This is a genomic window from Corynebacterium felinum, assembly GCF_030408755.1.
Taxonomy (GTDB): domain Bacteria; phylum Actinomycetota; class Actinomycetes; order Mycobacteriales; family Mycobacteriaceae; genus Corynebacterium; species Corynebacterium felinum.
In genome coordinates, this window is record NZ_CP047209.1 from 1,309,925 (window position 1) to 1,333,067 (window position 23,143).

Consider the following 23,143-nt stretch of genomic DNA (forward strand, 5'->3'; position numbering starts at 1 on the left):
TAGACCCTGGTGAAAATATGCCTATTAATACGTGGCGATTGATTCAAAAATACTGATTCGACTTTCAGTGCTCGTGCTCAAATCTGACCTGCCGTTTTATGTGTAGCACGTGCTCTATGTCGAATCAATATTTCACTTATATATTACAAAGCCCCCTTCCACTACTGAGAAAAGAGCTACCTATGAACACGCGACCTCTGCGTGGATGCGATCAATGCCAAGCACTTCAATGGTGTGTGGGCTTTTCCTTACGGCAATTTCACGACATGCACGACAGTAAACGGATGTTTTTGACTGTCTTAAGATTGCGTTACAGGAATGGCAAAACCCCTTCCTGCCTGTGGAATTACAGGTAGGAAGGGGTTGATCTAATGGTGCCCCTGGTGAGACTCGAACTCACACTGGACGGGTTTTGAATCCGTTGCCTCTGCCAATTGGGCTACAGGGGCGCACTAGGAAACTATAGCTGATAGGGGGTCAGACTAAAAAATCGGGCACAAAAACCCAGTTCAGGCTAGGTATTGCTTGTGGGAAAGGGTGAAAGAACTCGCTATGGGTGAGTAAGAAGAACACTGCCGTCGGCTAAACTTAGACACCGTGACTGAAGCAAAGAACCGACTCATGCTCATCGACGGCCATTCCATGGCCTTCCGTGCCTTTTTCGCCCTCCCCGCCGAAAACTTCTCCACCTCAGGTGGGCAAGCAACCAACGCTGTCTACGGCTTCCTCTCCATGCTGTCGACTTTGCTCAATGACGAGCAACCCACCCACATCGCCGTCGCCTTCGACGTCGGACGAACAACCTTCCGCAGCGAAATGTTCCCCGACTACAAAGCACAACGCGCCGCAACACCCGAAGAATTCAAAGGCCAAGTACCCCTCATTAAAGAAGTGCTCGAAACACTCGGCATCACCACGCTCGAAAAAGAAAACTACGAAGCCGACGACATCATCGCCACCCTCGCCACCGCAGCACAACCCCTCGGCTTTGAAACACTCATCGTCACCGGCGACCGAGACTCCTTCCAACTCGTCAACGACACCACCACCGTGCTGTACCCAATGAAAGGCGTGAGTGTTCTCCACCGCTTCACCCCAGAAGCCGTCCAAGAAAAATACGGCCTCGCCCCCAACCAATACCCAGACTTCGCGGCGCTACGCGGCGACCCTTCCGATAACCTGCCATCCGTTCCCAAGGTGGGCGAAAAAACCGCCACCAAATGGATCGTGCAGTACGGCAACCTTGAGAACCTGCTCAATAATGCCGAAGAAATCAAAGGTGTCGTCGGGCAGAACCTGCGCGAACGCATCGAACAGGTTCGCATGAACCGCACGCTCACCGAAATGGTGCGCGACCTCGCCTTGCCATACTCCCCAGACCAACTTGAGCTCAAAAGCGCAGACGTCAACGCTGTGGCAGAAAAATTCGATGCGCTCGAATTTGGAGTCAACCTGCGCGAACGCGTACTCGCAGCAGTCAAGGCTGATGCTAACGGCGTCGTCAAGCAAGCAACAGACTCACGCCCAGAAATCGTAGTTAGCCTCGACTCGCTCGACGCATGGCTTGGCGCCCGCCGCGACACCCTAGACAACGGCATCGCCATCTACCTCACCGGCACCCCAACCCCAGCGGGCGGCGACGCGCAAGCCATCGCACTGATCGACGCGGACTACCAAGCAACAACAGCCTATTTCGCCGACCTCACGCCCGACGAAGAACGTGCCCTGATTGACTACCTCGAATCCGACGCGCCAAAATTCATGCATGAAGCCAAAGCCGCCTACCACATGCTCCAAGGCCGCGGCATCACCCTCAACGGCATCGCGCACGACACCGCCATCGCCGCCTACCTGCTACGACCAGGGCAGCGCACCTACGAACTCAAAGACGTCTACCAGCGACACCTGCAGCGACAACTCAGCACCGAAGAAACCGGGCAACTCTCGCTTCTCGACGCCGCCACCAGCCACGAACTCGTCAACGCCGCCGCAGCGATCCGCGAACTCAGTGAAGAGCTCACAAGCCAGCTTCAAGCAATCGACTCCTTCGAGCTCTACCGCGACCTTGAAATTCCGCTCGTCACAGTGCTTGCGCAAATGGAAAACGCAGGCATCGCTATCGATGTTGACACCCTCGAAGATCAGCTTGAAACATTCAAAGCGCAAGTAGCAGCCGAAGAAGAAGCAGCCCGCGCACTCGCCGGCGACGAAACCCTGCTGCTCACCTCACCAAAGCAGCTGCAAGTTGTTCTCTTCGACACCCTTGGGCTGCCCAAAACCAAGAAAACGAAAACAGGATATTCCACCGCAGCTAAAGAAATCGAAGCTCTCGCGGTGAACCATCCGCACCCCTTCCTTGACCACCTTTTGGCGCATCGCGAATACCAAAAGATGAAAACCACCCTCGAAGGGCTGATCAAAGCAGTTCAACCTGATGGTCGGATCCACACCACCTTCAACCAAACTGTCGCCTCCACGGGGCGTTTGTCATCAACCGACCCCAACCTCCAAAACATCCCGGTACGCACCCCAGCAGGCAGGAAGATTCGTTCCGCATTCGTCGTTGGCGAAGGCTACGACCAACTCCTGACAGCCGACTACTCCCAGATCGAAATGCGTGTGATGGCGCACCTGTCCCAAGACGCTGGGTTGATCGAGGCCTATAAGCTCGGCGAGGACCTCCACAACTATGTCGGTTCCAAAGTCTTCGATGTGCCCGTTGATGAAGTCACCCCAGAACTGCGCCGCCGCGTCAAAGCCATGTCTTATGGTCTGGTCTACGGCCTGTCAGCATTCGGTCTCTCACAGCAACTGAGCATCGCACCAGGCGAAGCAAAGCACATTATGGAAAACTATTTCGAACGCTTCGGCGGTGTGAAACGCTACCTCGATGAAGTTGTGAACCAAGCTCGTCAAGACGGCTACACGCAGACGCTTTTCGGGCGTCGCCGTTACCTGCCAGAGTTGGCATCCACTAACCGAGTTGCCCGTGAGAATGCCGAACGCGCAGCACTCAATGCGCCTATCCAAGGCACTGCCGCCGACATTATTAAAGTGGCCATGTTGCGTGTTGATCGCGAACTGAAAAAAGCAAAAGTCAAGTCCAGGGTCTTGCTTCAGGTGCATGACGAACTTGTTGTTGAAATCGCCCCCGGCGAACTTGAGCACGTCCGAGCCATCGTGGAAAAAGAAATGGACTCCGCGATTACCCTGCGCGTCCCACTCGAAATTTCTGCAGGAGCTGGAAAGAACTGGGACGAAGCAGCCCACTAACACCGGCGCGGGATAAGCGATCTTTCAGCTGTATATCCTGCACGCATGAAGAAGGTAGAAAAACGATCACGGCACACTCCTTTTCTTAGGGTGTGTCGTGGCCGTTTTCCACTTAAAGGGGCAAGAGTCAGCGGGGCTGTGCTCACAGTTGTTGTGGAACATGTGAAGTCGTTTCGACTCAGCGTAAGGGAACGGTGGCTTCGATAGGCTCGTGCCTACAACGGTGGAACCTTAGGTGAGCGTGGCGCAGAAAATAGCGGTGCCGGGGAAAATTTTGCCTCGCAACGGTGACCACTGGCCCCACGTTTGAGTAAGAGTTTCCGGCCACTCTGGTTCAATTAAGCGCTCAAGGTGAAAACCTGCACTGTGCAGTGCTTCGATGTGGTCACCCATCGTGTGTTGAAACTCTGCATAGCTGATCTTCCCATCCTCATCATGTTCGATATAGCGACGCTCAAAATAGGAAACAGCAGCCTGCAAACCCAACTCACCGGGATCGTCCAGAAAAACCCAACGCATCGGGTGATTCACCGCATACACAAAACGGCCCCCAGGGTGCAATACGTCGGCGATCGTGGCAAATAGTCGCGGTAGGTCCTCGATAAAAGGAATAGCGCCGAAAGCAGAGAACACGCAATCAAAAGAGTGTGGGGCGAAAGGAAGGGCTAAAGCGTCGGCTTGAACCAGTGCACATGCGCGTTTCGCTTTCGACAGCATCCCTGCTGAAATGTCAAAGGCCACCACAGTGGCAGTAGGATATTGCTCCTGCAACCATGTAGAACAGGGTGCAGAGCCGGCACCGATCTCCAGTACGTTCAGATTGGTGACGTCACCTAAAAGTTGGGCTGAGGATTCGTGAAGCATCTCAGGGCACCAATAAAAGGATGAGAGATAGTCTGGGTGCTGCTTATGATAGTTGTCGGCATCCTCATCCCAATAGGATCTGTTGGCTTGCGAAGCAGCAAAGTCTGCATGTGTAGCAACATTGCGTGCGCTTTCGGTGCGTGTTTCGGTGCGTATACAGGGTTGGGGATCTGTTGGTTGGGTGGTGTGGGATTGCTCTGGTGGGCGGCTGCGATCAGGCGCGAAATTTTTGGTAGACACAATCACCCATACTATTTGATCTAGCTGCGGAAATGATGTACGCTCGACGGTGCATGTCTATATCTGCTTCACAACTGTATTTATGTAGGAGAGTGCGGTGGTGGAGTGGGTGGGATCAAAACTACCGCTGAGCAGTAATTTTGAGAGATGTGTGTAATGTCCATCAACGATTCCTACGTATTTCGGAGCACTTTTACAATATGACCTCCAAGAACGTACCTCAGGTTGCCATTAACGACATTGGCACCGCTGAGGATTTCCTCGCAGCAGTCGACGCCACCATCAAGTACTTTAACGATGGTGACATCGTTGAGGGTACCGTGGTGAAGGTTGACCACGACGAGGTTCTGCTCGACATCGGATACAAGACCGAAGGTGTCATTCCGGTTCGCGAGCTTTCCATTAAGCACGACGTCGACCCAGATGAGGTCGTCGAGGTCGGCGATCAGATTGACGCTCTTGTTCTCACCAAGGAGGACAAGGAAGGTCGCCTGATCCTGTCCAAGAAGCGTGCTCAGTACGAGCGTGCATGGGGCGCCATCGAGGAGCTCAAGGAGAAGGACGAGGCTGTTACCGGTACCGTTATCGAGGTTGTCAAGGGCGGCTTGATTCTGGACATCGGTCTGCGTGGCTTCCTGCCAGCGTCCCTCGTTGAGATGCGTCGCGTCCGTGAGCTTGACCCATACATCGGTCAGCAGATCGAGGCTAAGATCATCGAGCTGGACAAGCAGCGCAACAACGTTGTTCTGTCCCGTCGTGCATGGCTTGAGCAGACCCAGTCTGAGGTTCGCTCCGAGTTCCTGCACCAGCTGCAGAAGGGCCAGGTCCGCAAGGGTCACGTGTCCTCCATCGTCAACTTCGGCGCATTCGTCGATCTCGGCGGTGTCGACGGCCTGGTTCACGTTTCCGAGCTGTCTTGGAAGCACATCGATCACCCATCTGAGGTTGTCACCGTTGGTGACGAGGTAACCGTTGAGGTTCTGGACGTTGATCTGGACCGCGAGCGCGTTTCCCTGTCCCTGAAGGCTACTCAGGAAGATCCATGGCGCGTCTTCGCCCGCACTCACGCTGTTGGTCAGATCGTCCCAGGTAAGGTCACCAAGCTGGTTCCATTCGGTGCGTTCGTTCGCGTCGAAGAGGGCATCGAGGGCCTCGTTCACATCTCCGAGCTGGCTCAGCGCCACGTTGAGGTTCCAGACCAGGTTGTGAACGTTGGCGAAGAGGCAATGGTGAAGGTCATTGACATTGACCTTGAGCGTCGCCGCATCTCCCTGTCCCTGAAGCAGGCTGACGAGGACTACACCGAAGAGTTCGATCCATCCAAGTACGGTATGGCTGACTCCTACGACGAGCAGGGCAACTACATCTTCCCTGAGGGCTTCGATCCTGAGACCAACGAATGGCTCGAAGGCTTCGACGCTCAGCGTCAGGAGTGGGAGGCACGTTACGCTGAGTCCGAGCGTCGCTTCCAGCTGCACACCGCTCAGATCGAGCGCAACCGCGTTGCTGCTGCTGAGGCTGCAGCTGCCGGCGAGGCTACCAACTACTCTTCCGAATCCGCTGAGGCAGCTCCGGCCGCAGCTGAAGAGGCAGCAGTTGAGGGTGGCTCCCTGGCTTCCGACGAGCAGCTCGCTGCTCTGCGCGAGAAGCTGGCTGGCAACTAAGCCCTAGCCACACGTTAAGGCGTGAACCCGCCCCCACATAATGTGTGGGGGGTTGCGGTTCACGCCTTAATTTTTTCCTTGTGCCCTTCATCTTTAGTTTTCGCCTCCGATATCAGGGGGAGTTTTCCCATGGGGGACAAGTAGGGGGTGGCTGTGGTTGGTGGCATTTTGGGGGTGTGGATTAGTGTAGGTGCATGGATTTTTCGCAAGCATATGCACTGTTGAATCGTACGAAGTCGCAGCCGTGGTTGGATGCGGAAATTGCACGCGTTGGTGACGCGCAGTGGGGTGCGATGGGACGTGAGATCATGGGGGTGGCGGTAGATGATCCGCTTTTGTGGGCTAATCGTATGGTGGAGCTCGAAAATGGGCATTGGGCATTGTGCGGTATCCGGTTTAGGGGTGGGGATGTGGCTAAGCCTTTTGTGGATATCATTGCGCATTCGCTTATCGACGGCGCAGATCACTTCGCTGTTTGTGCACCGGTACTTGCGGAATACGCAGCTTTTCAACCTCTGGGTATGCGTATCTTTGTTTCCGGCCAGCCGGAAGCCTCCTGGTGTGTGGATCGGCTGATTGTTTCGGGCACTCTGAAGGATATGGCGCAGGTGCCTGCTGTGAACAAGGTGGAGCTAGTATCAGCTGATAGTGCGCAGTTAGCGTGCGATAGTGCAGAAATCTATGCGGAGATTTTCCGCTCTCGTCCGGAACATGCTTCTTTTGCAGCCCCTGTGAGTGCGGAAGAATTAGCCTCCTGTATGGGCTTTCAGGTGGTGATTGATGGACAGAAGGCGGGGGTTATCGCCTGCGAATACCGTCAGGAGCGGGAAGGGGAGGGGTTTGTGGTCATAGAATTGTGTCTGAATTCAACTTTCCGCGGTCGGGGTTTTGCCCCAGAGGTGCATAGGGAAATGGTTCGGAAAATTCTTGGTGCTGGTTATTCCGAATCAACCGAGTATTTTGGCCATATTGATCCGCGTAATAAGGCCTCGTTTTCCGCTGCTATTGCCGCGGGGAGGAAAGTGACAGGCGCTTTCGTGTGGAGTGATTCTCGGCTGATGCATTAACCTGCTGCTTCGCAGGTGTATGTGAGCTTGTTCGGGTGCTGCGGGGTGGTTGGTGCGCGTTTAACACGTTTCGCTTGGAAAATCCTATAGTAGTGCTATTTATTTGGTTCGAATATTCTTATTGAAAAACTATTATTACAGCCGTTGTTCCTTCCCTTGTGAAAGTTAATATGAACTCATATTCCTTCAGTGAATATTGTTGTTTATTTCAAGGGATTGGATACAACCATGAAAAAGATTGTGATGCTCACAGCGCTTTCGCTGTTGCTCGCGGGATGTTCTATCGCACAGAGTGCTCGCGTTGAAAAAAGTGTGACCGCTACGCCGTTCACCACCACTGTTACGACCACCACTACCACTACTACTGCACGTAACGTGCCTGTTTCAGAGGGGCTGGCAGTGGGTATGTTTGGTTTGAAAGTGCCTGCGGGTGCGCAATATGTGCGCGTCTTCGAGGATGATCAAATTCCCCCGTACTTGCTTGAGGGGTATGAGCATTTGAACAACTATGAGCAGAAGCACGTGTATTGGATCGGAGAATATCCGGGGAAGACTATGGACGAAGTGATCGCGGAAGTCCATGCCTTATTGGGTGATGATTATCAAAGCACAATAATCGACGGGATGCGTTATGAAAAGATGCCGCCGCAGAAGAATCCTTATCGCAACCCACAGTTAAATAATTTGACGTATCGCTTGTGTTGGGACGAGGAAATTGGTTTTTTGGCTCATCGTGTGTTGATGATCAGGGTGATGGAATTCGAGCGGGAAGAGGGGATGGTGCCGGCGCTCAGTATTAGTTATGTGAACCCCATAGTGAATAATTGCCATGCGGATCTTATCGGCGAGTTGGCTGGCATGTAGGTTCGTCGAAGGTATAGGCGACGCTTCGGCATCGTGAGGGTGGAAGCCTTGTGTGAGCCATTGGCGGGGGCATCAACGTGGGGGTATCCACCGAAGCGACGATGGATACTACCTCCACATTGTTGTTTGTGATCTGTGCAGTTGCGTTATGTTCAGGCTGTAGTTTTTAGGTGAAATACAGCAGGAATAGCAGAATTTGTGCGCACAGAATTTTGGCTACCATGGCCATGGGGTACACGGTAGTGTAGCCCATGGATGGGAGCTCATTTTTGGTTTGATCTGATACATAGGACAGCACAGCTGGGTGGGTTTGCAAACCGGAAATGATGCCGGCGGTTTGGCCGAAGGGGATTTTTAATACCTTATAGCCAATAATCAAGGTAGCCATGCTGAAGGTGACGGTCACTATAGCGCCGATGGCGATGATGGTCAGCGATTGTGGATCTTGGAGTGCTTTACCAAAGCCTGCACCGGCGGTAGTGCCGATACCTGCGAGGAACAGGGTGATACCGAGTTGGCGCAGCGCAAGATTTGCGCCATAGGGAATCTGCCACACCACTGGCCCTGAGCGCCCAATGTAGCCCAGGATCAGGGCAACGATTAATGGGCCACCAGCAGATCCAAGCTTCAGTTCAGCCCCACCTGGTAGGGGCACGGGGATCATGCCGATGAGGATGCCCAAGGTTAATCCAATGAGCATTGGCAGCAGGTTGAAGTCGGAGATGCGCTTGTAGGAGTCACCGAAGAGTCGGGTGGCGGAGTCGATGCGGTCTTGGGTTGCGACGACGCGTACGCGGTCGCCGAGCTGCAAGACGGTATCGGGGGTGGCCACGAGGTCCATATCGCCGCGGCGTACGCGGGTGACGAGCATGCCTTGAAGGCGTGGACGGAGCTTACGCAGTGGAATTCCCACGAGGCTGGTGGAGGAGACGAAGATGCGTCGGAAGTCGAGGCGTTCGTCGTGGGTGGGGTCGCCGGGCAGTGCTTCGCCAATGAATTCAACGGCGCGGTCGAGCTCTTCGGATGTACCTACAACGGAGATGATGTCGCCGGGATCAACGCGGTCGCCGGGTTCGGGGAGGAACAATTGCCCGCGGTGTTCGATACGAGACACGATGATTTCGAGGTCGAACTTGTGGGGCATGGTGGTCACCGATGGGAGATTGGGGTGAATGACCTTGATGCGGCGGGTTTCGAGGGCTTGGACGGCAACGCCGGCGTCTTGTGCTTCTTTGTCGTGGTCGATTTTGAATACTTTGGCCAAGATGGCCACAGAAAGAATCACACCAAGCACACCCATGGGGTATGTCAGGGAATAGGCCACAACTGGAAGCTCCAGCAGGTTCTGCTGATCCGAGTTCAGTAGTGATGGCAGGGTGTCTACTACGGCAGCCATGGCGGGGGTGTTGGTAACAGCGCCGGTGAACAGGCCTGCACCGGTGGGCACATCAATGCCAAATCCTTTGATCAGGCCGAAGGCGATAGCGGTTGCCCCGAGGATCATGGCGAAACCGAAGGCGTTGTGTTTCAGCCCAGTAGTTTTGAGCGATGCGAAAAAACCAGGGGCGGCTTCAAGGCCGATGGTGTAGACGAATAGTGAGAGGCCAACAATGAACAGGATTGGTGGGAGAGTGATTCCTGGTTCGAGTGTGGCAAAGCCGAGCCCGACGAAAAGGACTGCTGCCACGCCGAGTCGAAATCCGCCAATCTTGATCCTGCCCACGAGCAGGCCGAGAGACATGATGACGGTGAGAGCGAGAAGCTGGTTTTCAACGAGGAGATGCACATTTTCATAATCCCATGCGCGAAAACAACATTCAACCGGTCATCTTTTCCGAACGGGCACAAAGTGCGTGATGTGGTGCGAACTGGTTTCTTCGCACAAAAGACTGGTCAGGGGCAGATTGCGTATGGCTCTTGCCCCTGATTGGGGCTATGAATTGCACCATGGTTGCAATGTTGAGATAAGTGAATCTGCGTGGGTTTGGTGGGTTTCCCCAGAAATGGGGGAGTATTACTATTTTCAATAAGGTTGTGAAATGTGACCAATATGTCATCAGTATGAGGTATGGCTCACATGGTGGGTGAGGGATGGGGTGGAGGTGGACATGCTCAGTGGCGTATTCCACCAATGGGATGACGGGAGTTAAAAAGTGGGAAAAGAACTGGGGTTGGTGGTTTAAGAAGTAGGCAACGAGAACTTATCGCAGGCTAAGGTGAGTGTGGCGCAGAGCTGATTGATCTGGTCGAGAGTGTGGTGTGCGGTTATCGTGATGCGCAGGATCGCCTGGTTACGGGCAACGGTGGGGTAGCGAATGGCGGGTACAAAAATGCCGTTATCCATGAGGTGTTGGGAGATGGTCATGCAGCGTTGTTCATCCCCAATGGGTATGCGCACAATTGGTGTGGGGATTGCTGGTGGGGTAAGTCCGAGTCCGCGATGTAGTTGGTAAATATGGGCGCGAAGCGTGTCGATTCTTTCCGGTTCACGGTCGATGATGGCCAGTGCTTCGCGTACTGCGCCCACAATCAGTGGGCTGGGAGATGTGGAAAAGACAAAGCCACGGGCTTGACTTTTGAGAAAGTGGGCAACGTTGGCGCTGCACAGGGCCATTCCTCCTTCCACTCCGAGGGCTTTGGATGCGGTGCTGATGAGAATGTCTGGTTTTATCTGAGTTGCTTCGATTACACCGCGCCCAGTTTCCCCCACGGTGCCGGTGCCGTGGGCATCATCAATGAGGAGCCAGGCATCGTGTGTATCGGCAAGGGCGCGTAGTGCTGCAAGGTCGGCGGTAGCGCCCGACATGGAGAAGACGCCATCGCTGATAATCAGTGCGTGGGGCGTGGTGCGGGAACGCAGGAGGAGGTCGAGTACTTCGTAGTTGCGGTGCGGGTACACAACGGTGCGCGCGTGTCGCTGCATCCGCATGCCGTCGATAAGCGAGGCGTGGTTGTGCTCATCGGAGAAGAAGGTGACATCGGGGTCGGCGAGGGCAGAAATGACTGCGACGTTGCACTGGTACCCGCTGGCGAAAAATACTGCGTCGGGGTAGCCGAAAAATGTTGCGAGTTCGCGTTCGAGCGCGGCATGAATGCTTGTTCCGGTGGTCAGGCGTGATCCGCCGGAGCCTACCCCGAGTGCTGTGCCCTGTTCGCAGGCGGCGCGCAGTAGCGCGGGGTGTGTGGAGAGTCCGAGGTAGTCGGAGGTTGCGAATTGCAGGAGGGTGCGCCCGTCGATGTTTGCGGTGGGCGTTTGGGCGGAAGTGAAGTGGCGGATCTGGCGGCTAAGTCCGCGTTGCGCCCACTCGTCGGAGCGGGATTGGGTGAAAGTATTGATGTCCACGTGTGAGGTCTCCTGGTGTGCGCGGGGATGGTGCGGGATGCTGTGCGGGTGCTGGGGCGAGGGGTGGGTGAGAGGTGGATGAGAGGTGGGGGTTAGTGTTTGGGGTCGAGGATGAGGGTGGGTGTGTGTTGGAGAAAGTTCACAGTGTCAAGTATCAGGGCTGGATTAGTGGTATCAAGGAGTATTACTCTGCCGCCGAGGCTTGCTTGTTTAAGTTCTGGAATGCGGAAGTATGTGCCGTTGATAGCTACGTACCCGGTGTGGTAGTTGGGGTCGTCGCTGATGCATAGTTCAGCTAAGACGTGGGGTGCGGCGAGTACTTTGGTGGCCAGTCGCCGCGCCTCATAGTGCGCGTCTTTGCAGGATGCATTGTCGCCGTTGTGCCCGAAACGGCTCACTCGCACGCCGCGCATGGGATCGAGGTTGACGCTTTCTTCAACTCTGTGTCCATCCGCGCCGAGCAGTGCTGCCCCGCGCATATGCGCGATGTTTCGCAGGAGGCTTTCGGCGGGTTCTGCAAGTGCGCGAAATTGTGGTGGCAGGTGGTGGCGCAGGAGCGTGACGACGTCGGTACCGGCTGCGCATTCGATGCTGGGAAGCATGGGTAGATGGAGTAGTTCGTCTTCGGCGCACTGTTCAACGGTGATGGTGATGGTGTCTGCTTGTCCTTTGGGGTGGGTGAGTGCGCGTTGAAGATAAGAGGAGACGGTGGCATTGAGTTTCGCGATGGTGGGTTCTTGGTGGGATTCGTCCGTGGTGTGGATGAGTGTTTCCGCCCCGGAAATGTGCTGGGTGGACTGACTTGAGCGCATGCGGACTGAATACCAAACCATAGGTCTGCATTTTAGCAGTTCCCACCATGAATTGAATGATGTTTAAGTGATGTGTCATGTGGTTTTGGTTAACAATATTCTGTGTTTCTGTGGGAATTTTCAAGGGTTTATTGGTTTTTACAAAGGGTGTAAGTGTGAAGTTTTCCGCATTGTTGTGAATTTTGTGACTTTCGCTTGGATACAGCCATGATTATGGCCTAATGTTGTGGTTAATGTTCTGGTTTTAGTTCCGAACAAAACCAGAGCCCCACTAGTCCCGTTTGTGTTTTTGTTACTAACTACGGAAAGGCTTGAAATGGCTGCACAGGCTACGTCTCTCAAGCAAACCTCCGAGTTTATTCTCGAGAAGGTTGGCGGCGCAGAGAATGTTGCTTCGCTGTCGCACTGTGCGACGCGTCTTCGGTTCCAGTTGTTTGATCAATCCAAGGCGGATCAGGCGGCACTGGATGCAAACCCTGAAGTTTTAGGGGTGGTTCCTCAGGGAACTACTGGTTTGCAGGTAGTCATGGGTGGCGCTGTTGCCAACTACTACCAAGAATTGGTTCGTATGCCGGGCATGGGGGAGAAGGACGAGAATTCCGCTTCCTCCAAGAAGCAGTACTCCGGTGTTCGCGGTAAGTACTCCAAGGTGGATTACTGCTTCGAGTTCCTCTCTGATACCTTCCGCCCAATTCTGTGGGCATTGTTGGGTGCATCGCTGATTATCACCCTCCTCGTGCTGTTCGATACTTTTGGCTTGGCCAAGTTCCCAACAGGCCCTGAGGCTGGCGATCAGTTCGCAGCGCTTCCTGCCGGATTCCAGTTGATGCACGCCATGTGGAAATCGGTGTTCTACTTCCTGCCAATCATGGTTGGTGCTACTGCTGCTCGTAAGCTGGGCGCCAATGAATGGGTGGGTGCAGCTATCCCTGCGGCCTTCCTCACCCCAGACTTCCTTGCTATTGGTAACAAGGGTGACGTCGTTCAGGTTTTCGGTGCATCTTTGGTTCTCAACGATTACGGTGGACAGGTCTTCCCACCGCTGATCGCGGCTATTGGTTTGTTCTGGGTTGAAAAGGGTCTGAAGAAGATCATTCCTTCTTCAATTCAGATGGTTTTCGTTCCATTCTTCTCCCTGCTCGTCATGATCCCAGCCACCGCTTTTGTTCTCGGCCCCTTCGGCATTGGCGTTGGTAATGGCATCACCTCTCTGCTTACTGCAGTCAACGGTTTTAGCCCATTCATTCTTGCGATCATCATTCCTTGCCTCTACCCATTCTTGGTTCCATTGGGTCTACACTGGCCACTGAACGCAATCATGATTCAGAACATTGCAGTGTTGGGCTACGACTTCATCCAAGGCCCCATGGGTGCCTGGAACTTTGCCTGCTTCGGCGTTGTCACCGGTGTGTTCATCACCTCCCTGATGGAACGCAACACCGCTATGCGCCAGGTGTCCTTCGGTGGCATGATGGCCGGTTTGCTCGGCGGTATTTCCGAGCCTTCGCTCTACGGTGTGCTTCTGCGCTTCCGTAAGTCTTACATTCGCCTTCTCGCAGGCTGTGTGGCCGGCGGTATCGTGATGGGTATTTTCGACGTCAAGGCTCATGCTTTCGTCTTCACCTCCTTGCTCACCATTCCAGCTATGAGCCCTTACTACGGCTACGCCATCGGTATTGCAGTAGCCTTCTTCACCTCCATGACTCTGGTGATTCTGTTCGACTACCGTACCAAGGACGAAAAAGCTGAGGTTCTTGCTCAGCTTGCTGCAGCGCGCGAGCAGGAAGAGGAAGCAAAGACCCCGCTGGTTGCAGCTGCTGCAACCCCAACTGCTGAAACTGCAGCGAAAGAAAATGCAGTGGCAGTAGCTGAAGAAACAGTCAAGACTGCACTTCAACCCGGCGCTGTTAGCTTCGTGTCTGCACCGCTGGACGGTGAAATTGTGCCTTTAAGTGAGGTTCCTGACCCAATTTTTGCCACCGCAAAGCTGGGCAAGGGTGTTGCCATTAAGCCAACCGGCACCCAAGTTGTTGCGCCTGCCGCTGGTACCGTGATTGCGGTACAGAAGTCTGGTCACGCTGTAGGCTTGCGTCTCGACAACGGCATCGAACTGTTGGTTCACGTCGGTATCGACACCGTTCAGTTGGGCGGTGAAGGCTTCGAGGTACACGTGGCACGCAAGCAGCGTGTCGAAGCCGGTGACGTATTGATCACCTTCGAACCAAAGTTCATCGAATCGAAGGGGTATAACCTGATCACCCCAGTGCTTGTTACCAACACCACGAAGTTCGCCGAGGTCGAAGGCGTTGCTGAGGGTGTAGCAACCACCAGCACCGAGGTAATTAAGACCACCGCCTAAGCATGAAGAGGGGAGTCACCGACACCCCAACCATGCTTGACTTAAAACCCTGCCGAAAAGTGCAGTGAGTTCTTACACAAAGAAGAACCACCACCTTTTGGCAGGGTTTTTCCATGCGCTACTTAAGCTGGTTACATCAAACTCACAGACATTCGGCATGCGGAGTGAAACAACCACACAAGCCTTGGCGAACTAAGCTAGAGGACATGAAAAAAATCGGGCTCACTGGCGGAATCGGATCAGGAAAATCAACGGTTGCACAACTGCTTGCCCACGCTGGGCTTCCCATCATTGATGCCGACAAGATCGCACGCGAAATCGTCGAACCAGGCCAACCAGTACTACGTCAACTCGCCGACACATTCGGGGAAGACATACTTAACCCCGACGGGACACTCAACCGAGCACTACTGGCTCAACGCGCCTTCGCAACCCCCGAAGCAACGGAGAAACTCAACACCATCACCCACCCCGCGATCGAACAACGCACCCACGAACTATTCACCCAAGCAGCCAGTGAAGGTCACCAATGGGCGGTCTGGGATATGCCACTGCTCGTGGATAAAGGACATCACACCGCAATGGACGTGGTCATCGTCGTCGACGTTGAGAGCGAAACCCGCGTTCAACGCCTCGTTACCCACCGTGGGCTGGATGAAACAGACGCACGTGCCCGCATTAACGCACAAATCGATGACGATCAACGACGCGCCGCCGCCGACTACATCATCGACAACAACTCAACGCCTGAGAAACTCGCCCCACAAGTAGCAACAATTCTGGAAAAAATCACAGGTGTGCACGCTTAAAAAGCACCGGTGACACCCAAATGTCACCGGTGCTACGCGCAAAGAAACACTGTGGGTACTAGTTACTCGTAGTCTTTCTCCATCACCAACGCATCTTCTTCACGCTCTACTGGTGGGGCAGGAACAATCTCCACACCTTCAGGCGCAACAGGGTTGTTGCTATCCGCCACAGCGGCAACCGCGCCAGGGGTGAAGTCGATCACCTTCTCCACCTCAAGGTTGTCTTCAACCGCACTGTTGCGCGTTGCCAGTGGCGAACGAGGTGTCACGCCAGGAACCTGGGACAGATCGGTCCGCATCACCATCACGTTATACGCACTCCACGTTGTCGCAACCCATTCGAGCGTATTCGTCCGCTGATTCGGCAAAATAAAACCGCCATAAATATCAGGGATCGTTGCGCGGCTGACCAACATGCGCTTGTCACTCCACGGGCCTTCCAAGGAATCCGCGGTGCGCATCACCATGCCCTTATCATCCAGGTAAAGCGCCACCCACTGGTTGAGCCCAGCATGGAACGCCACTGATAGCTCAGATACATGACCATCAATCACAATTGAGGCATCCGCGGGGTCATCCGACCAGCCAGAACCCGTGAAAAATTCGAAGCTATTTTCATCCGGGAAGCTGGCTTCCGGGCTGCGGGCGAGCACAGCGGACCCATCGCGGCCCGACTGTGTGCTCATGCGGTACACATAGCCGTCGTGAAGCACAAAAGCACTCATCTGCAGATTCTGATTGCCCGAACGGAACGCACTGAGCGAACCAACCTGCGGCAACTTCAACGCACCATTATTGACGCGTATCGACGTCGGCACCAACGACCAGTGCACACCATCCGTGCTCTCCACAGTCGCCGCATAATTCGTCGACCAGAACCCCGGATCACCCCACTTGCGCACCGACATGTAATCCATGTAGTGCTTGCCATTCACATAAATACCCGCCGTCGGAATCGTCGTGTGCTCAATACCTGGAGTCTTCAGTGAAGAAATAATTTCACGCGCCCACCCTCGGCGAGCCCAACCAGCATCAGTCACCGCCTCCTCGACACGCAACGAATCAGAATAATCCACATCGGTGGTGCGCATCAGCACATTTGAACGCCAGCCGTCACCCTCACCCAAACAGCTCATCGTATCGCCGAAGGCAATATACGTCCCATCTGGGCCAGTCCAGGCAATACCCAAATCAGTGCCCGACACCGAAAATAGCCGGTCAGTACGCTGTGGAGAACCCGGGCCAGTCAACAAATGAACAGCCTGCGTATGGCCCTTCAGCACCGGAATCTGGCCAGGGTGACGCCCCTGATTTTTCGAATCATGACCAAACAACGACGACAACAGCCCACTTGACGAACTGCCACTACTCAAACCAGACTGGATAACCTCACCCTCCTGCGGCACCACACGATAATCGCAGGGCGCAGCAGTTGCAGACGGCGCCAACACACACAGACTCACACCCGCAAGCACCGACACGGACGCTACAGAAACAGCCGGACGGTGAGCAGAGACGACGGTTTTCAGAAAACGCATGATGTTCACTCTAATATCAAAGGTATGAATTCGTCGCGTGAAGACCTCAATCACCTCAATAATTCCCCAACCACTGGCCCCGAAATGGTCAACCATAGGCCAATCAGCGATATTGCCCGCGCCGACGGAACCTTCGAAGTCATCTCCGACTACACCCCCAGCGGCGACCAACCCCAAGCCATCGCCGAACTCGACATGCGACTCAACCGCGGCGAACGCGACATCGTCTTGCTCGGCGCAACCGGTACCGGCAAATCCGCAACCGCCGCATGGCTGATTGAAAAACAGCAGCGCCCCACCCTCGTGATGGCACCGAATAAAACCCTCGCCGCCCAGCTTGCCCACGAACTGAGACAACTTCTCCCCAACAATGCTGTTGAGTACTTCGTCTCCTACTACGACTACTACCAGCCCGAAGCCTACATCGCCCAAACCGATACCTATATCGAAAAAGACTCGTCCATCAACGACGATGTTGAGCGCCTCCGTCACCGCGCCACCTCCTCCTTGCTTTCGCGTCGCGACGTCGTGGTGGTCTCCTCCGTTTCCTGCATCTATGGTCTGGGCACACCACAGGAATACCTCGACCGCAGTGTATGGCTTGAGGTAGGGGAGGAAGTGGAACGTGACCGCTTCCTTCGCTTGCTTGTCGATATCCAATACGCCCGCAACGATGTGGGCTTCACCCGTGGAACATTCCGCGTGAAAGGCGACACCGTCGATATCATTCCGTCCTATGAAGAAACCGCAGTGCGCGTGGAATTCTTCGGCGATGAAATCGACGCCCTCTACTACATTCACCCACTTACTGGTGAAGTGCTGCGCGAAGTCCAAGAAATCCGCATTTTCCCCGCCACCCACTACGTGGCGGGCCCTGAGCGCATGGCACGCGCCATCGAAGATATTAAAGAAGAACTCGCACAACGCCTCGACGATCTAGAAAACCGGGGCAAACTCTTAGAAGCACAGCGCCTGCGTATGCGTACGGAATACGATTTAGAGATGATCGAGCAAGTCGGATTCTGCTCCGGCATTGAGAACTACTCCCGCCATCTTGACGGGCGTGCGGCAGGCACCGCACCAGCAACTCTGTTGGATTACTTCCCCGAAGATTTCCTCACCATCATCGACGAGTCTCACGTGACCGTCCCCCAAATCGGCGGCATGTTTGAAGGCGACATGTCGCGCAAACGCAACCTCGTTGATTTCGGATTCCGACTTCCGTCCGCCCTTGATAACCGCCCTTTAACGTGGACGGAATTTTCCGACCGCGTGGGCCAAACCGTCTATCTATCCGCCACCCCAGGCAATTATGAACTTGCGGCAGCTGGTGGCGAATACGTTGAACAGGTTATTCGGCCCACTGGTTTGGTTGACCCCAAGGTCACGGTGCGCCCCACGAAGGGTCAAATCGATGATCTTATTCATGAGATTAAACTGCGCACTGACAAAGACGAGCGCATCTTGGTCACTACGCTGACCAAGAAAATGGCCGAAGACCTCACTGATTACTTGTTGGAAAATGGCATTAAGGTGCGCTATCTGCACTCCGATATTGATACCTTGCAGCGCGTCGAGCTGCTGCGCCAACTTCGTTTAGGTGAATACGATGTGTTGGTGGGCATTAACCTCCTGCGTGAGGGGCTTGACCTGCCAGAAGTGTCCTTGGTGGCCATTTTGGACGCCGACAAGGAAGGTTTCTTGCGTTCCACTACTTCGCTGATTCAGACCATTGGACGTGCTGCTCGAAACGTGTCGGGTGAGGTGATCATGTATGCCGACCGGATCACGGATTCGATGGCTCATGCCATTGATGAAACTGAGCGACGTCGCGTAAAGCAGTTGGCTTACAACGCTGAGCATGGAATTGATCCGCAACCTTTGCGTAAGAAGATTGCTGACATTCTTGATCAAGTGAGCGATAATGAAAAAGGTGATGTTTCTTCTGCTACTGCGGATGCTGCTGTGGTGGGGCGTAAAGATACAAGCTCCATGGCAACAAGCGAGGTGGAGAAACTCATTGAAGAACTCACAACCCAGATGGGTGCGGCGGCACGCGAGTTGAAATTTGAACTTGCGGGCAGGCTGCGTGATGAAATCGTAGATCTGAAAAAGGAGCTACGAGGCATGAAAGAAGCTGGCATTTAATACACGAGTGACACCAAAAGGAGAACCACCGTGGTTTCTTATTCCCGAGTAATCGTTGGAACGGACGGCTCTGAGAGCTCCCTGAAAGCGGTGCGCACAGCCGCTAGTCTTGCACAGGCTTATGGGGCAGAACTTGGAATTGTGTGCGCATTCTTTGGTGATTCTGAACCATTGACGGCAAAGGCACACGCGGAAATCCATGCGCTGCCCGTGTTCAGTGAGGATCGCGCGAATGAGATTGTGGATGAAGCACAAGCGCTCGCACGCGAAGAAGGTGCGAACAATATCACTCCGATTACGAAGTCGGGTTCCGCTGCTGCTGTGTTGTTGCAGGTTGTCGATGAATTTGAGGCGGATCTTCTGGTGGTGGGTAATCGCGGATTGGATTCGCTGATGGGGCGTCTGCTGGGAAATATTCCGGGTGAGGTATCTCGCAAGGCTTCAGTTGACGTGATGCTTGTTAACACCGCAGAAGCGTAACTAGCTTGTTTGTTACACTGTACTGAGGCTTTAAACACTACTTCTAAAGAAGGTTTTCACATGAGCGATTATAAGACCATTGTTGTTGGAACGGACGGCTCAAAGTCTTCCATGTTGGCTGTTGAGCGTGCGGCTCGTATTGCTGCTGCGTTCGATGCAACCCTGGTTATTGGCTGCGCCTACTACGAGTCCAAGGAGCAGGCTTCGAAGACCCTGCGCCAAGACTCTGTCACTGTTTTGGGTACCGATCCAGCCCAAGAAAACCTGGATAAGGCTGCGGAGTTTGCGCGCACCATTGGTTCAATGCGCATTGAGACCGCTGTTCGACCTGGCACCCCTGTTGAGGCTTTGATGGCGATTGTGAATGAGCACAATGCTGACCTTCTTGTGGTGGGCAACCGTGGCATCAATTCCTTGACCGGCCGCCTTCTGGGTTCCGTCCCTGCTGATGTGGCTCGCCAGTCTGATTGTGATGTCATGATCGTTCATACCGTGAGCTAAAACCGCATCACGTCGAATTTTTTCAGGCGTTGCCCCCATAGAAATATAGGGAGGCAACGCCTTTTGGCGTCTTAGACTGCCAAAGTGCCACGTGCCGTTTGAACCGACAGCCCACGTAAGATCTCAATTCAGAAGCGTTTTGGGGCTCATGAATCGACACATGCTTTGGGGGAGTGAACCTCAGGTTAAAAAGATGCGTAGATGGGGATGAGGATTGAGGAAATATCGGGTGATCGGACAAATAGGTTAGACTCGCAGTCTTTTTAATACCCCCAAAGTGGGGGATGATTTCTGGATGAAAATATCTGCCTGATCATTAATTATTCTCACACTGTTCACAGCCAATTTCTTAAGCTTGTATCAGTATTGTGGAGCGTATGCTGGTGTTTACGTTTGGTTGAGAAAATAATTCTCAGGTGCTGAGAGTAAAAAGTTTCCAAAATATTAGATTTCTTGGAACGTTCTCAATTTTATTGGGTGGGAAATAGCCCACATACCGTGCTTTATCCTGATTAAAATTCCACCCACCACCTACAGTGCGGAAAGGATGAAGTCACGATGAACCAAGAATCAGAACTTTGGGGCAAAGAAAACCCCCATAAGTTAAGCCCACTGATGCTCGCCATCGGTGCTCTCGTCGTGCTCATCGGACTAGCAATCGGTGCGCAGCTTGGAACGGAACTAGCACATCTCATCTTGGACTAGCTACGCAGAAAATTTCACATCGCCAAAGATACTTCCTCAGCAAGGCGAGGGAATAACTGCCGAGGGCACGCTCAAACATAACAGAGGTAATCGGCGCAAAGCGTACGGGTGTGCATTTAGACGCGGTGATAAGAGCCCACGGTAAATCTCATGCGGAATCTTGCGTAAAAGACTTGTGGTTATTTCTGCGGTACTAAAACTTGCTCTAAATCGCCGACGATTGTCAGTGTCTGTGTTGCCCGCGTGAGCACAACAAATAGATCCTGATAGCCCTGCGGCGAAGCCTCCACAATCCGAACAGGATCAACCACTACCACGTGGTCAAATTCCAAACCCTTAATCTCCTCCACACCCAACACACCAGGCGCAGATTCCGCTGCAATCACCGCAGTCAAACGCTGCGGATCCTGCTCGCGTAACCGCTGGGCAAGAACCAACGGATCCTCCGAACTAAACTCCACCGGATGATGCGAACGACGCAATGACACACTCGGAACCACATCCGGCGCAAACACCGCCAACACATCATTGGCCACCGCCATAATCTCCTCAGGCGTGCGGTAATTAATAGTCAACTGGTGCTTCTTAAAACGCTGAGACACAAACGGTGCCAACGTATCCGCCCACGAATCCACCCCAGCGGGGCTACTCGTTTGCGAAGTATCACCCACAATCGTCATCCACCGATTAGGAACACGACGCATCACCATACGCCACTCCATCGGACTTAACTCCTGGGCTTCATCGATAATCACATGTCCATAAGCCCACTGCACATCAGCCAAAGCCCGCTGCGCCGTCGAACGCGAATCCGACACCACCTGACGCTGCGCCAACTCGCTGGCATCAATCACGTCGAAAGCCGACAAAACCTCGGCATCCAACTCATCATCCAAATCGGAACTCGCCGAAGAACTCAAACCCTCCAACGTTTCCTCAGCAGCTGAAAACTCCGCACTCCACGCCGAAAGCGAATCCTCCTGCTCATCCACACCAATCAGATGAGCAATCTCATCAACCAGCGCAGCATCAGAAGCCGTCCACGCAGTGCCACACTCGCGAGCAAGCGCCGATTGAGTTTCCTCATCATAATCAAAAGCAACCTCAGCAATACGCTCAGGGCTCTCCACCAACTCCGCCAACACCTGCGCCGGATGTAGCAACGGCCAAAACTCCTGCACCAACGCATGAGTGACCGGATCCTCCTGAATATCATCATGAAGCTGCGCCCGATCACCCAGCCCCAACAAATTCTTCCCACCCAAAGGATCCGCACCAATCTTTTCCACCATTTGGATCGTCAACTGTTCAGCCAAAGCCTCGGCGAACAGTGGCTGCGCCACATTATGCGGACGACGAGCCCGACGAGCCCGAGTCCGCGCAGCCTTGATCGTGGCGGCGTCGATAAGCAATTCAATGCCCTCGATCGTCACCACACGCGGCGAGTCGGGAAGCGACTGATACGACTTCACAGCACGATCAAGAATCGTCACCATCTCAACCGAACCCTTAATCTCCCGCGCCAACAATGACTCAGAATGCGCAGGCACAACACCCGGAAACATCTCGCCCACAGTCGTCAACACAACACCCGTCTCACCCAACTCAGGCAACACGCGCGAAATATAATCCAAAAACGTCCGATTCGGACCAATAATCAACACACCCGTACGCGCCAACTGCTCACGCCACGTGTACAACAAGTACGCAACACGATGCAACGCCACAGCAGTCTTACCCGTACCCGGGCCACCCTCAACCACCATCACCCCACGCGTCTCATCGCGAATAATCTCATCCTGCTCGCGCTGAATAGTCTCCACGATCGAGGCCATACGCCCAGTACGAGCCTTATGCAACGCACGATGCAACGCCGACTCACTCGCAACCCCCAAACGAGCCTCATGCCCGCCCGTAGACTCCTCACGCAGCTCATCAGCAGCCAACTCGCCACTCAAAACCTCATCATCCACCCCCACAACCGTGCGGCCCTTCGTGCGGATATGCCGACGAACAAGCACACCCTCCGGCTGTGCAGTAGTTGCCAAATAGAAAGGACGAGCCATCGGCGCGCGCCAATCCACAAGCAATGTTCGGTAATCATCCTCCCGATCATCCAAACCCATACGGCCGATATAGCGGCGATCCACATTCTCAGCCACCGGATTATCGATCAAGCTCGGATTATCCACAGTCACATCAATACGTCCAAAAACCAAACCCAACTGGGCGATATTCAGCCGATCAATACGATCATGCAAACCGTGATACTCCGTCTCACGATCCACCAAAGCCTCAGCATCCGGATTCGAAGGATCCACACGCAACTGCACCTGCGCCAAACGCTCCTGCGCCTGGGACACTTCCCGATCAAGGCGAGAAAACAGCCCATCGACATAACTTTGCTCACGGGCGATCTCCGCCGCAATCTGATCCTTATTCAGCATGCATCCTCACTTGCTTCAAGGCAGGAATA

Annotated in this window: 16 protein-coding genes and 1 tRNA gene; 10 read left to right on the forward strand and 7 right to left on the reverse strand. The window is 54.0% G+C overall.

All coding sequences use genetic code 11. The features are described 5' to 3' along the window. Positions 1 to 372: 372 nt before the first annotated feature. Positions 373 to 449: transfer RNA gene (locus tag CFELI_RS05705), tRNA-Leu, on the reverse strand. A 172-nt stretch (positions 450 to 621) separates the two neighbouring features. On the opposite strand from CFELI_RS05705, the gene polA reads away from it, so the two are divergent. Beyond that, positions 622 to 3,273 carry a DNA polymerase I gene (polA, locus tag CFELI_RS05710; RefSeq protein WP_277104139.1) on the forward strand — a complete coding sequence of 884 codons (2,652 nt, stop codon included), beginning with the start codon at positions 622 to 624 and terminating at the stop codon, positions 3,271 to 3,273. A gap of 231 nt (positions 3,274 to 3,504) precedes the next feature. On the opposite strand, the gene CFELI_RS05715 is transcribed toward polA, so the two are convergent. Continuing rightward, positions 3,505 to 4,293, reverse strand: coding sequence for a class I SAM-dependent DNA methyltransferase (locus tag CFELI_RS05715; RefSeq protein WP_374724770.1), 789 nt, complete (start codon positions 4,291 to 4,293; stop codon positions 3,505 to 3,507). A 284-nt stretch (positions 4,294 to 4,577) separates the two neighbouring features. Between CFELI_RS05715 and rpsA the strand changes: the two genes are divergently transcribed. The 3 genes from rpsA to CFELI_RS05730 all read left to right on the forward strand — a co-directional run bounded on the left by rpsA (position 4,578) and on the right by CFELI_RS05730 (position 7,972). Continuing rightward, the gene (rpsA, locus tag CFELI_RS05720) at positions 4,578 to 6,041 is read left to right on the forward strand and encodes a 30S ribosomal protein S1 (protein ID WP_277104116.1); all 1,464 of its coding nucleotides are present in this window, start codon (positions 4,578 to 4,580) and stop codon (positions 6,039 to 6,041) included. 194 nt (positions 6,042 to 6,235) lie between these two features. Continuing rightward, entirely contained in the window at positions 6,236 to 7,108 is an 873-nt protein-coding gene (locus tag CFELI_RS05725; protein WP_277104117.1) for a GNAT family protein, read from the forward strand. A gap of 189 nt (positions 7,109 to 7,297) precedes the next feature. Then, complete coding sequence (locus CFELI_RS05730; protein ID WP_277104118.1) at positions 7,298 to 7,972, forward strand: hypothetical protein; 675 nt, start codon at positions 7,298 to 7,300, stop codon at positions 7,970 to 7,972. 166 nt (positions 7,973 to 8,138) lie between these two features. Here CFELI_RS05730 and CFELI_RS05735 read toward each other — a convergent pair whose 3' ends face one another. The 3 genes from CFELI_RS05735 to CFELI_RS05745 all read right to left on the reverse strand — a co-directional run bounded on the left by CFELI_RS05735 (position 8,139) and on the right by CFELI_RS05745 (position 12,148). Further along, positions 8,139 to 9,758, reverse strand: a complete 1,620-nt coding sequence (locus CFELI_RS05735) for an aspartate:alanine exchanger family transporter (protein ID WP_277104119.1) — start codon at positions 9,756 to 9,758, stop codon at positions 8,139 to 8,141. Between the two features lie 393 nt (positions 9,759 to 10,151). Next, entirely contained in the window at positions 10,152 to 11,315 is a 1,164-nt protein-coding gene (locus CFELI_RS05740; RefSeq protein WP_277104120.1) for an aminotransferase class I/II-fold pyridoxal phosphate-dependent enzyme, read from the reverse strand. 92 nt (positions 11,316 to 11,407) lie between these two features. Then, entirely contained in the window at positions 11,408 to 12,148 is a 741-nt protein-coding gene (locus tag CFELI_RS05745; RefSeq protein WP_277104121.1) for a 6-carboxyhexanoate--CoA ligase, read from the reverse strand. Between the two features lie 295 nt (positions 12,149 to 12,443). Here CFELI_RS05745 and CFELI_RS05750 point away from each other — a divergent pair, with 295 nt between their 5' ends. Together CFELI_RS05750 and coaE are read left to right on the forward strand one after the other, a co-directional pair. After that, positions 12,444 to 14,486, forward strand: coding sequence for a glucose PTS transporter subunit IIA (locus tag CFELI_RS05750; RefSeq protein ID WP_277104122.1), 2,043 nt, complete (start codon positions 12,444 to 12,446; stop codon positions 14,484 to 14,486). Positions 14,487 to 14,692: 206 nt separating this feature from the next. Then, positions 14,693 to 15,295, forward strand: a complete 603-nt coding sequence (gene coaE / locus CFELI_RS05755) for a dephospho-CoA kinase (RefSeq protein ID WP_277104123.1) — start codon at positions 14,693 to 14,695, stop codon at positions 15,293 to 15,295. Between the two features lie 62 nt (positions 15,296 to 15,357). Here the strand turns inward: coaE and CFELI_RS05760 are convergent, their stop codons facing one another. Then, the gene (locus tag CFELI_RS05760) at positions 15,358 to 16,833 is read right to left on the reverse strand and encodes a glycoside hydrolase family 183 protein (protein ID WP_277104124.1); all 1,476 of its coding nucleotides are present in this window, start codon (positions 16,831 to 16,833) and stop codon (positions 15,358 to 15,360) included. A gap of 84 nt (positions 16,834 to 16,917) precedes the next feature. On the opposite strand from CFELI_RS05760, the gene uvrB reads away from it, so the two are divergent. The 4 genes from uvrB (at position 16,918) to CFELI_RS05780 (ending at position 20,667) form a co-directional block, all read left to right on the forward strand. Then, positions 16,918 to 18,981 (forward strand): excinuclease ABC subunit UvrB, encoded by a 2,064-nt coding sequence (uvrB, locus tag CFELI_RS05765; RefSeq protein WP_277104140.1) that lies wholly within the window; start codon positions 16,918 to 16,920, stop codon positions 18,979 to 18,981. A 30-nt stretch (positions 18,982 to 19,011) separates the two neighbouring features. Further along, the gene (locus CFELI_RS05770) at positions 19,012 to 19,461 is read left to right on the forward strand and encodes a universal stress protein (RefSeq protein ID WP_277104125.1); all 450 of its coding nucleotides are present in this window, start codon (positions 19,012 to 19,014) and stop codon (positions 19,459 to 19,461) included. A gap of 60 nt (positions 19,462 to 19,521) precedes the next feature. Then, positions 19,522 to 19,962: a universal stress protein gene (locus CFELI_RS05775; protein WP_277104126.1), complete on the forward strand. Its 441-nt coding sequence runs from the start codon at positions 19,522 to 19,524 to the stop codon at positions 19,960 to 19,962. A 558-nt stretch (positions 19,963 to 20,520) separates the two neighbouring features. Then, on the forward strand, positions 20,521 to 20,667 hold the full coding sequence (locus CFELI_RS05780; RefSeq protein WP_277104127.1) for a hypothetical protein: 147 nt from the start codon (positions 20,521 to 20,523) through the stop codon (positions 20,665 to 20,667). A gap of 179 nt (positions 20,668 to 20,846) precedes the next feature. On the opposite strand, the gene CFELI_RS05785 is transcribed toward CFELI_RS05780, so the two are convergent. Beyond that, positions 20,847 to 23,114, reverse strand: a complete 2,268-nt coding sequence (locus tag CFELI_RS05785) for a HelD family protein (RefSeq protein WP_277104128.1) — start codon at positions 23,112 to 23,114, stop codon at positions 20,847 to 20,849. Between the last annotated feature and the right edge of the window lie 29 nt (positions 23,115 to 23,143).